Source organism: Protofrankia symbiont of Coriaria myrtifolia (assembly GCF_900634755.1).
Classification (GTDB): Bacteria; Actinomycetota; Actinomycetes; order Frankiales; family Frankiaceae; genus Protofrankia; species Protofrankia coriariae.
Genome location: NZ_CAAAFS010000141.1, coordinates 1 through 10,701 on the forward strand (window position 1 = coordinate 1; position 10,701 = coordinate 10,701).

The 10,701-nt window shown below is 71.7% G+C and carries 7 protein-coding genes; 5 read left to right on the forward strand and 2 right to left on the reverse strand.

Annotated elements, in window-relative coordinates:
- The first annotated feature begins 118 nt into the window (after positions 1 to 118).
- The 5 genes from pyk (at position 119) to CM1CMNOD_RS07940 (ending at position 7,012) form a co-directional block, all read left to right on the forward strand.
- Entirely contained in the window at positions 119 to 1,534 is a 1,416-nt protein-coding gene (gene pyk, locus CM1CMNOD_RS07915; RefSeq protein WP_013873153.1) for a pyruvate kinase, read from the forward strand.
- A 984-nt stretch (positions 1,535 to 2,518) separates the two neighbouring features.
- Positions 2,519 to 3,475: a hypothetical protein gene (locus CM1CMNOD_RS21615; RefSeq protein WP_165490456.1), complete on the forward strand. Its 957-nt coding sequence runs from the start codon at positions 2,519 to 2,521 to the stop codon at positions 3,473 to 3,475.
- Positions 3,476 to 4,863: 1,388 nt separating this feature from the next.
- A complete protein-coding gene (locus CM1CMNOD_RS07930; RefSeq protein ID WP_013873155.1) occupies positions 4,864 to 5,325 on the forward strand; it encodes a hypothetical protein in 462 nt (153 codons plus the stop codon).
- A 621-nt stretch (positions 5,326 to 5,946) separates the two neighbouring features.
- Positions 5,947 to 6,372: a hypothetical protein gene (locus CM1CMNOD_RS07935; protein ID WP_043603280.1), complete on the forward strand. Its 426-nt coding sequence runs from the start codon at positions 5,947 to 5,949 to the stop codon at positions 6,370 to 6,372.
- Complete coding sequence (locus tag CM1CMNOD_RS07940; protein WP_131773925.1) at positions 6,317 to 7,012, forward strand: hypothetical protein; 696 nt, start codon at positions 6,317 to 6,319, stop codon at positions 7,010 to 7,012. The genes CM1CMNOD_RS07935 and CM1CMNOD_RS07940 overlap by 56 nt, the downstream gene beginning before the upstream one ends.
- Before the next feature lie 40 nt (positions 7,013 to 7,052).
- Here CM1CMNOD_RS07940 and lhgO read toward each other — a convergent pair whose 3' ends face one another.
- Complete coding sequence (lhgO, locus tag CM1CMNOD_RS07945; protein WP_013873158.1) at positions 7,053 to 8,336, reverse strand: L-2-hydroxyglutarate oxidase; 1,284 nt, start codon at positions 8,334 to 8,336, stop codon at positions 7,053 to 7,055.
- 301 nt (positions 8,337 to 8,637) lie between these two features.
- Positions 8,638 to 10,470, reverse strand: a complete 1,833-nt coding sequence (locus tag CM1CMNOD_RS07950; protein WP_013873159.1) for a glycoside hydrolase family 15 protein — start codon at positions 10,468 to 10,470, stop codon at positions 8,638 to 8,640.
- Positions 10,471 to 10,701: the final 231 nt, after the last annotated feature.

Here is a 10,701-nt window from a genome sequence, read left to right on the forward strand (position 1 = left end):
GGACACTAGGTAAACGGAATAGGGCCTTTTTCCCGCGGTTGGAAAACTTTCCGGGTGTCGGCCAGCGGATAGTGGGGGCGGTGTCCAGACCACCGGAGTCATTTCCTAGGCTTGTCTCGTGTCTCGCCGCGCGAAAATTGTATGCACACTTGGTCCGGCCACCAGCTCGCCCGAGAGGATTCGGGAGCTGGTCGAGGCCGGCATGGACATCGCCCGTCTCAACCTCTCCCATGGGTCCCATGAACAGCATGCGCAGACCTACCTGCAGATCCGGGCCGCCTCCGACGCGGTCGGGCGTAGTGTCGGCATCCTCATCGACCTGCAGGGCCCCAAGATCAGGCTCGGCAAGTTCGCCTCCGGCCCGGTCACCCTGGCCCCCGGCGATCGGTTCACGATCACGACCGACGACATACTCGGTGACCAGCACCGGGTCGGGACGACCTTCTCCGGGCTGACCTCCGACGTCACCGCGGGCGACCGGATCCTCGTCGACGACGGCCGGCTGGTGCTCGAGGTCGTCGATGTCACCGGCTCCGACGTCCACACCACGGTCATCGTCGGTGGCCCGGTCAGCAACCACAAGGGGATGAACATCCCGGGCGCGGCCCTTGGCGTGCCCGCCCTGACCGACAAGGACGCCGAGGACCTGCGTTTCGGGCTCGGACTGCCCGCCGACATGATCGCTCTGTCCTTCGTCCGCTCGGCCGCCGACGTCGAGAAGGTCCGGGCGGTGATGGACGAGGTCGGGGTGCGCCTGCCCGTCCTGGCCAAGATCGAGAAGCCGCAGGCCGTCGACCAGCTCGAAGAGATCGTCGAGGCGTTCGACGGTCTTATGATCGCCCGGGGTGACCTGGGGGTGGAACTGCCGTTGCAGGTGGTGCCACTGGTACAGAAGCGCGGCGTGTCCTGGGCACGCGAGCGCGCGAAGCCGGTGATCGTGGCCACCCAGGTGCTGGAGTCGATGGTGCACGCGCCCCGGCCCACCCGGGCCGAGGCCAGCGACTGCGCCAACGCGGTTCTCGACGGCGCCGACGCGATCATGCTGTCGGCCGAGACCAGCGTCGGTGAATACCCCGTCGAAGCCGTGGCCACGATGGCCCGGATCATCGAGACGGCCGAAACGGACCTGGGCCGACTCCCACCGTTGCGTACCCGTCCGCGTACCGTCGGTGGCGCGCTGGCGGAGGCCGCCGCCAACGTCGGCAGCGCCATGGGCGCCCGCTACCTGGTGGCGTTCAGCCAGAGCGGGGACACCGCCCGCCGGCTCGCCCGATACCGCAGCCCCATCCCGCTGCTGGCCTTCACCCCGGTGCCCGCCGTCCGCAGCCAGCTCGCACTGCTGTGGGGCGTCGAGACCTTCCTGGTCCCGTTCGCGCACAGCACCGACGAGATGGTGCGACAGGTCGACAGCGCGTTGCTGCAACTGGAGCGCTGTAAGCCAGGCGAACTGGTGGTCGTCGTGGCCGGTACCCCGCCCGGCGTGGCCGGGATGACCAACACCATCCGGGTACACCGCATCGGGGAAGAGGTCTGACCCCAAATTGTGACTTTGTCACAATTTGGGGGCCCCTGACGTGGTTGATTGGTCGCTGTGGTGGGCTTGCCGATCATTGGGCGTGGGGAAGGATGTGGATCCGGTGCTGTTCCGGCAGCGGTGGATTCACATCCTTCGGAGCGGTCTGCCAGGCGGGCTGCCTCGCGGTGATCGGCGTTGGCGGGGCTCGGGGGTGTAGCGGGCTGACTGCCGTGGTGGGCCTGTCGATCATCTGGTGGTGGTTGACGAGGGTGGTTGGGATCCTGTTCCGTCCGTGGCGCCCGAGCGTTGCTTCCGTGCGATGCGAGGTCCGTCGGCATGCCAAATCGGCCACCGTGGCGGTGGGAGTTACGGGTGGGTGTCGAGTTCGTGAGGGCCGGATGTCGGCGTGCTTTGCGGTATTTGCAGCGCTGGTTTTCGTGTCGTCTGCCGTAATGGGCGCGTAGACCGGATGCCATGGCCGTTTTGAGATAACTGTGATCGACCGTGGTTTTCCGGATCGGTCGTGTCACGACTGTCGCGGACCGGCTGGAACGGTATGCGACGGCGGTGGGTCGTAGGGTCGTCCTCGATGAGGATTTCGGTGGAGTTGAGGGCCGGGTCCACGCACGGGTATCCGCAGGCCCCGCGTGCGTATGTGACCAGTCAGGCGAACGTACGGTAATGCCGTTTACGATACGTTGCAGAACGACTACTGGAACGACGCATGCTCCGGATTACGCTGGGCCTGACTTGGCCCACGTGACCCGGGAGCGTGCGCAATGACCGATCAACCGCCGCAGCGGTCTGGCCGAACCGACCAGAGCACTGGTAGCGCCAGATCCGGTCCGGTCACGGGCCCGTCGGGCCCGTCGGGCCCGTCGAGGCCGTCCAGCGGGGAGGGCGCGAACGCCGACAGCGGGAACGCCGACAGCGGGAAGAAGGACGTCGGACGTCCATCGGATCCGCCCGAGCGGCCGCAGACGTCCGCTCCTTCCGCGGCGGGTGCCGCCGCGGCCTCTTCCGCCGGGAGCAGCACTTCCGCCGGGAGCAGCACGGCCGGGCCGGACGCGCGACAGGCATCCGGACATCACCCGGTGCAACCGCCACGCTTCGCTGCTGGCGCTGCTGGCGCTGCTGGCGCTGCTGGCGCTGCTGGCGCTGCTGGCGCTGCTGGCGCTGCTGGCGCTGCTGGCGCTGCTGGCGCTGCTGGCGCTGCTGGCGCTGCTGGCGCTGCTGGCGCTGCTGGCGCTGCTGGCGCTGCACGACCGTCCGGGGGGCGGCCGCCGGTCGCCCGGTCGGCGGTGGATCGCGGCTCGGGCGTGGCACCGGGCGAGCATCCAGCGGCGTCATCGTCGTCCGGGACGGCGGCCGGTCCCACAGGGACGGCAGGCCGGGGAGCCGATCCGGGCGGTCGACGTCCCGGGGCGCAGTCCTGGCAGGGGCCGGCCGCACGACCGGCCACACGGCCCACTGACAGCCGCGTCATCGGTGGGACCGCCGCTGGCGGGCAGCCCGTCGCCGGTCCTCGCGGAACGGACACGCCGAAACCTCCGGTGGCGCAACCGTCACCGTCGCGTGAATCGGAGTCGGGGCGGGCACAGCCAGCGCAGGGCGACCCTCGTCCGGTCGAGCCGCCGCGTGCCTCGCCAGCTCCAGCGGCCGGAGCGCCGTCGGGTTCTCGATCAGGTGATCCTCGTCCGGTCGAGCCGCCGCGCGTCCCGCCCTCGCGGGCCGAGCCTTCGCGGGTGGAACGCCGCCTATCACCGTCCGCGGAGCCCCGCCGGGTGGAGCTTCGCCGGGCGCAGCCGAGGCCCGTCCAACCCCGGCCCACGCAGCCGTCGAACGCTCAGCCGTCGAACGCTCAGCCGCCGCGTTCCCGGCCGACTGCCGCGGACCGTGCCCGGCCGACCGGAGATCCGCCCGGCGGGAGCAGGCCGGGTGACGCTGCGCCACCCGTGACACCGCCGGTTCCCCCACCGGCCGGCGGCCGGCCGGCTCCGCAGCGTTCGGGATCTGAGCGGCCAGGCCCCGAACGGCCAGTCCCGCAGTCGTCGGAGAGTTCGCCCGAGGCACGGCCGGCTGCCCGCTCCACGCCCGCCCGGTCACAGCCACTGGCCGCACGGCCGCAGTCGCCAGCCGTGGCCCCACAGTCGCCAGCCGCGTCCGCACAGCCGTCGGCCGTGTCGCCGCAGCCTTCTGGCAGGTCCTCGCAACCGCCAGTCGGGCCGGCGCAGTCGTCGGCCGCTTCTGCCCCGCCGTCGGCCGGGTTGTCGCAGTCATCGGCCAGGCCCCCGCAGCCGCCGCCAGCGTCCCCGCAGCCGTCTGCCGGGTCGTCACAGTCTTCGGCGGGGTCGTCGAAGCCTCCAGCCAGGTCCTCACGGCAGTCGGCCGCGTCGTCGCATGCCCCAGCCGGGTTGTCGCAGCCGTCTGCCGGGTCGCCGCAGCCTCCAGCCAGGGCCCCGCAGCCGACGGCCGCATCCTCGCAGCCACCCGCCGGGCCGTCGCAACCGCCGGTTGCGGGTGCGGCGCTTCCCACCCCGGCACCGTCGCGGGCGCAGGCGGGTCCGGGGCAGGCGGGTCCGGGGCAGGCGCAGGCGCAGCCACGCGGGCCCCTGCCCGAAGACCGGGGTGCCGCCCGGCCGGCGGTGACGGATGACCGTCCGTGGCAGCCGCGGCCCGCGCAGCCGGACACGCCGGAGCAGCCACCCGGGCGTGACAACACCGACAGTCAGCGCAGCCAGCATGGAAACCACGGTGGTCTGGCTCCGGCGTCTCCCACGCCGGACGTTCCGGTGCCGTTGCCGGGGGACGACCCGGCGCCATGGGAGCAGACGTCGCGGATTCGTCGGCGGTCACTGACCGGCCAGGCGGCCGCGGCGGGGAGCGAAGCCACCGGGTCGACCGGGACGACGGCACGGCCCGGCGACGAACCGCGGTCGAGCTACCCGACCGCCGCCACCGCGGGCACGACCGGGTATTTCAGCCGCCAGGCACCACCAGGGCGGCGCGAATCTCGGCCGGAGACCGGCGGCACCGGCTCCCGTTCCGATTCTGACTCCACGGTCGTGCTTTCCCCGCTGCGCGTCACACCGCGTGACACTTCCTCGGGGCGGTCTCCGTCGCCCGGGTCCGCCGAACCTGCCGCCGGCCGCCCCGGCGGCGACCTGCCTGAGGAAGGGCCGCCCGCCGGCCGCCCGCCTGGCAGCGGTGTACCGCGTGGGGGCACGCTGGACGATCAGCCGTCCGAAGAGGCGCAGCCTTCCCAGCCTTCGCAGGCCGCGCGGCCCGTGAAAGCCGCGCGATCCGGGAACGGCGCGGGTCCGCGCGGCTCGCGTCCGCGTTCGCCCGTGGAGCCGGAACCCGGCGTCGGTGCGGAACCCGGCGTCGGTGGCCGGTTCGCCGGTGTGCTCCTGACCGTCGCCGGCGGCCTCGGCGGGATTGCCGCCACCCTGCCCTGGAGCACGATCAGTGATGGCGAGGAGACTCGTACGTTCACTGGTCTGACGGTTGGTGATGGAAGAATCACCCTGATGGTGGCGGTTGTTCTGCTGGTGATCGGTGCGGCGCATGTGTCCGGCCGCCGCCCGGGCGGCACGGAGGCCGCGGTGGCGACGCTGCTGGGAGCGGGAGTCGCCGTGTTCGCCGTCATGGATCTGGTCGCCGGGCCGGCCTCGCTGTCGTCCTTCCGGACCCTCGCCGCCGACCAGATCAGCGTCGCTCCCGCGTCGGGACTGGTCCTGACCCTGGTGGCCGGGTTGCTCGCGCTTGTCGGCGGTTGGCTGCTGCGGCGTGGCCGTCATGGCGGATGACCGCGCCGGGTTCGGCCTGGCCGACCGACCGGCCGAACCGAAGCGTCAGCGTGATCGGCTGTGCCCGTGGGAACCCCCGCGGAAACCGTGCCCGGTGGAACTGGCTTCCACCGGGCGTGATTGTGTCCCAGGAGGGCGGAAGTGACCGCGCGCGCCGTCCGACCGCGTGATACGACCAGGAGCGACGGAGGACAAGACGTCACGAGCCGGGCAGGTGCCGGCCGGCGCCACGCGCGCCGAATCCCGGGTGCCGGATCCGGTCGGCCTGCAGGGTCAGGTCCCCGGCCAGTTGGAGCCGGGTGACCGTCGGTCGGACAGAAACGGGAGGAAGACGTGTCCGAGCAGGAACCGAGCCCGCGGGCGCGCTCGGCGGTCGAGCCTGTGGCGGACGCGGGCTCCCCTGGCCGAAGGCAGCGCGATGATGCTTTTCTCGCGTTGCCGGAGGCCCGGATCTTCGGGTCGGTGTCTGGCCGAAGGCAGCGCGATGATGCTTTTCTCGCGTTGCCGGAGGCCCGGATCTCCGGGCTGGTACGGAGCCGAGGGCAGCGCGCCGATCCTCTTTCCGTGCCTGGGGCCCTCGCGGGGGCTGGGCCACCGGCTGGATCCCGGCTCCGGGAGCCGATGGGGGCGGTCCAGGAGCCGGAGGAGCAGATCTGGCGGTCGGAGGAGCAGCTCTGGAGACCGGGCGGGCAGGACGGGGAGGACCGGGCCCATGCGGAGGCCGGCACGGATCCGTCCAAGGGCCGGGTGAGCGGCCCAGCCGACGGCGCTGGCCCGCGGCCCCAGCCGATCGGTGGAGACGGCCGGGGCAACGCGGACAACGCAGGTAACACGGTCAAAACGGATAAAGCGGGCATAGTAGACGATATGGACGGCACGGACGGCGAGTTGGAGCGGCTGCGCCGGTGGCGTGCCGAACGACGTGCGGCGCACGCGCTGACGGCTGATCCACGATGGGCCCGGCCGCCCGGTTACCGCGGACCGGACGCCGGTGGCCGGGACACCAGTGGCCGGGTCCCTGTCGTGGGCGCACCCCGCCGCGGGTAACGCCGCGAACGGCCCGGGTAAAGCCGGGCCACCGGACGGCGGCGCCGAGCCGGGCTTCCTGTGGGGCGCTCCGGTCGGCGCCCGTCCGGGGGAGACGGGTGGGGGGCCGGCGGGCTACACGGGCGGTACGGGCACCACGGCAGGTGACCCCGCACATGCCGGGGAGCGGCTGGTGGGGCTGCTCGGGGGCCTGCTCGTGCTCGTCGCCGGTGCCACGGCCATCGTCGGTTCGGTCATGACCTGGGCGACCATCACCGCCTTCGACATCATGGAGCTCCCGCTGCGGGGGACCGAGGCCGGCCGGTACTACGGCGGGACGACAGCGCTGCTCGGTGTCCTGGCGGTCGTTCTCGGCGGGATGCTCACCGGCCGTGACCGAAATGGCTGGCGGTGGATACTCACCGCCGCAATCGGCCTGACGATCATTCTGGTCGCTGTGATCGACATGATTCGGCTGCTGCGCGTCGACCAGTTGGGCGGCATCGAGCTGGACCTCTCGGTCGAGCTGGGGCCGGGTCTGTGGATCACACTGCTGAGCGGGCTGTTCACCGTCACCGGCGCGCTGCTGGCCCGGTTTCTGCCCGTCAGGCCGAGGGAAGGCCGTGGCGGGCCCGGCGGCCCCGGCGGGAGAGACAGCTGATCGTGAGTGAGGTGCCCCGGCGCGGGCGGCGCCGGTGCGCTCACGCGGCCGGTTCGGCCACGATCCTGTCCACTATGTGCTCGGCGATGGCCAGGGAAGCGGTGGCCGCCGGTGACGGCGCGTTCCGCACGTGCACGATCTTCCCGCGTATCGACAGCACGAAGTCGTCCACCAGGGCGCCGTCGCGCGCGACCGCCTGCGCCCGGACACCGGAGGGCCCCCGGACCACGTCGGCGGCCTGTAGCTGTGGGACGTACCGGCGGGCCTCGGCGATGAACGCGTGCCGGCTCGCCGTGCGCAGGATCTCCCGGGCCCCGGTCCGCCAGTGCCGGCGCGCCATCGTCCGGAAGCCCGGCCAGGCGAGCGTCTGACGCAGTTCGGAGCCCCGCACGGTCAGCCCGGTGTAGCCCTCGCGGGCGGTCGCGAGGACCGCGTTCGGGCCGACCAGCACGTTCCCGTCCACCCTTCTGGTCAGATGGATGCCGAGGAACGGGTATCGCGGATCCGGCACCGGGTAGATCAGCCCGCGCACGAGGCCGCGGCGCTCCGGTCGCAGCAGCCAGTAGTCGCCGCGGAACGGGACGATCTGTGGCGAGGGATCCTCGTCGGTGAGCGCGGCGACCTGGTCGGACTGCAGGCCGGCGCAGGCGACGAGCAGGTCGAACGGCCCGGCCACCGTGGACACGGCCGCGACCGTGCCACCGGCCCGGGACGCGGTCGCGTGCGTGCCGTTGGGCGGCACCCGGATGTTCCCCCGAACCCGCAGGCCCAGGTGGACGCCGTCGGGACGCTCCTCGACGGCGACGACCTCGCTGCCAGTACGCACCGTGCCGCCGGTGTCCTGGACGCTGTCACGCAGCCGGCGGGCCACCGCCCGGTAGTCGACGATCGCGGTCGTGGGGGAGTGCAGCGCGGCCACCCCGCGGGCGTGCGGTTCGTAGCGGCGCAGGTCGTGCCCGTCCAGCATGGTGGTGTCCGGGACGCCGTTGGCCTGTGCCCGGCGCGCGATGTCGGTGAGCCTGCCCAGCTCGCTGTGGTCGACCGCGACCACGACCTTGCCGCACTCGTCGTAGCGGATGCCGTGCGTGGCGCAGTACTCTTTGAGTAGCACCACGCCTCGTCGGCACAGGGTCGCCTTCAGGGATCCCGGTTGGTAGTACAGCCCGGCGTGGACGACTCCGCTGTTGTGCCCGCTCTGGTGGCGGGCGACGTCATGCTCCTTCTCGAAGAGCGTCACCGTGGCGGCGGGATCGACCTGCTGGATCCGCCGGGCCACCGCGAGCCCGAGAATGCCGCCGCCGATCACCGCAACCCGACCCGCCACGCGCCCGCTCCTGGTTTCTTGGATGCCATGGGTTTCCGTGCGCGCAGGGAGCGCAGGAAGAACTATGGTCGCGTACCCGTCCGCCGGCAATGTTACGGGGCTGCCGGGCGTGCGGCGCAAAAGATGATCGTTTGCTTTTCTTTCCTCCCTCGTCGTTCCCCGCCGCTTCGGCTGTCCCGGCACGGATGACGGGCGGACGAAGCAGGCGGAGGAAGCAGGCGGACGAAGAGGACGAAGCGGGCGGACAGCGGGGGCGGCCGGCGGGGAGGGCCGGCGGACGATCGGGGAGCCGGCCGGCGAATCAGCCGAAGAAGTGGCCTGGCGGATAGGCCCGGTCGGTGCGCGAGCGCGGCCTGCCGCGCAGGGCGTCGGTCAGCGTCCGGGCGGTGTTGACCAGCGGGACGTGGCTGAACGCCTGCGGGAAGTTACCGACCAGCCGGCCAAGAGCGGGGTCGTACTCCTCCGCCAGCAGCCCCACGTCGTTACGCAGTGCGAGCAGTCGTTCGAACAGTTCCTGGGCCTCGCGGACCCGTCCCGACAGGGCGTAGTTGTCGGCGAGCCAGAAGGTGCAGGCGAGGAAGGCGCCCTCACCGGCGGGCAGGCCGTCGACCGCGCCGTCCTGCGCGGTCGGGTAGCGCAGTACGAACCCGTCCTGGACGAGTTCGCGTTCGACGGCGGCGACCGTGCCGACCGCGCGCGGATCCGTCGCGGGCAGGAAGCCGACGAGCGGGATGTTCAGCAGGGCCGCGTCCAGTTCGGTGGAGCCGTAGAACTGGGTGAAGGTGTTGCGGGCGGGGTCGAAACCGCGGGCGCAGACCTCGTTGTGGATCTCGGTTCGCAGCGCCGTCCAGCGGTCCAGCGGGCCGGGCAGCCCCCACTCGGTGATGCCCTTGACGGCCCTGTCCACCGCGACCCAGGCCATCACCTTGGAGTGGACGAAGTCCCGGCGCGGCCCGCGGACCTCCCAGATGCCCTCGTCGGGCTTGCGCCACCCGGTCTCCAGGAACTCCATCAGCTTGCTCTGCAGCGCCCACGAGTCGTCCTGGCCGTCGACGTCGGTGGCTACCCGGGCGACGTGCAGCGCGTCGAGCACCTCGCCGTAGACGTCCAGTTGGAACTGGTCGACGGCGCCGTTGCCGACCCGGACGGGAGCGGAGCCCTCGTAGCCGGGCAGCCACGGTACCTCGTACTCGGGCAGCCGGCGCTCGCCGCCGACGCCGTACATGATCTGGACCTGTGAGGGGTCGCCCGCCACCGCCCGCAGCAGCCACTCCCGCCAGGCCGTGGCCTCGCTGGTGAACCCGGCGTCGAGCAGGGCGAGCAGGGTGATGGTGGCGTCCCGCAGCCAGCAGTAGCGGTAGTCCCAGTTGCGGACCCCGCCGATCATCTCCGGAAGGGAGGTCGTGACCGCCGCGACGATGCCGCCGGTCGGCGCGTACGTCAGCGCCTTGAGGGTGATCAGGGACCGGCGGACGGCGTCCTGCCACTGGCCGTCATAGGTGCAGCCGGCCATCCAGTCCGCCCACCACGACTCGGTCAGGTCGATCGCCCGGCGGACGTCGATGTGGGCGTGGGTCGGACGGTGCGAGGGGCACCAGGTCAGGGAGAACGGCACGGACTGCCCGGCGGAGACCGTGAACTGCGAGTAGGTGGCCATGTCGTGGCCCTCCATCGGCGCGGTCGTGCGCAGGGTGACCGCGTCGGGGCCGGCGACCGCGACCACCGTGTGGTCGTCGAAACGGCGCACCCACGGGACGATCGAGCCGTAGTCGAAGCGGATGCGGGTCTCGCTGCGCATCCGGACCGTGCCCTCGATGCCCTCGACGAGCCGCAGCACGAGGTGCTCGCCGGAGCGTGGGTACATCGCGTCGACGATCCGGACGGTCCCGCTCGTCGTGGTCATGTCGGTTTCGAGGACGAGGGTGTCGCCGCGATAGCGTCTGCTCACCGCGAGTACCGGATCGACCGGCGCGATCCTCCAGCGGCCGGAGTTCTCGTCACCGAGCAGGGCGGCGAAACACGCGGGCGAGTCGAAGCGGGGCAGGCACAACCAGTCGATCGAACCGTCCCTGGAGACCAGCGCGGCCGAATGTGTGTCGCCGATCAGCGCATAGTCCTCGATGCGGGAGGGCACGGTCTCTCCGGAGTTTCTCGGGGCCCTCCGCCACCACGAACACAGACGATCACCAGGGGTGCCGTCATGCGATGCCCCTGGCCCCCCGTGATCGAAACGCATTGGGCCGGCTTGGATTCAAGTCTGGACGTGGTTCTGAACGTGGTTCTGGGTGTGACATGGATCGCACGTGTTGGTCGGCACGAGCGGGAAGACCGCTTACCCTACGACCTCGCTCACGGTCTAGTGTCC